The 568-nt window shown below is 53.9% G+C and carries 1 protein-coding gene; it reads left to right on the top strand.

What is annotated here, in order from left to right:
- A partial coding sequence (locus AC1DU6_RS35185; protein ID WP_477863197.1) for a PAS domain-containing protein occupies window positions 1–568 on the top strand: 568 nt, incomplete at both ends.

Below are 568 nucleotides of genomic sequence, written 5' to 3'. Positions count from 1 at the left end.
CCTGATTCCATCTTCTTCAAGGATTTGAAATCACGCTTCGTCAAAATAAGCCGTTCAGAGCTGCATAACCTGCTGCGACTATCGATCAGCCGCTACCGCGCAGTACATCCCGGCACGGATGAAGACGCACTCCCGCCGCATTTGGCCAACGTGGATGAGTTTGAAAAATATGTGATCGGCAAAACCGATGCAGACCTTTACGGCCAGGACAGGGCGAGTGAATTCAGCCATGATGAAGAAGAAATCCTCCGGACCGGAAAACCCATCGTCGAAAAGAGCGAGAAAACCGTCCATCCCGATGGGCGCGTTGTTTGGTATCTCACCACCAAAAGCCCCTGGAGAGACCGGCATGGTCAACTGATCGGGACCTTCGGAACGTCAAAAAACATATCCGAACTGAAGGAAGCCGAGCGAAAAATTGAAGAGGTGCAGGCCCAACTGCTGACTGCGGCACGCCTCGCCGGCATGGCAGAGATCGCAACCAACGTTTTGCACAACGTGGGCAACGTTCTCAACAGCGTCAACGTATCGGCCGACTTGATTGGCGCCCAGTTGCGGGCATCCAAGC

The organism is Roseateles sp. P5_B10, assembly GCF_056400485.1.
The sequence above is the reverse complement of the archived record's forward strand: the minus strand, read 5'-3'. Positions and strand labels throughout refer to the sequence as shown.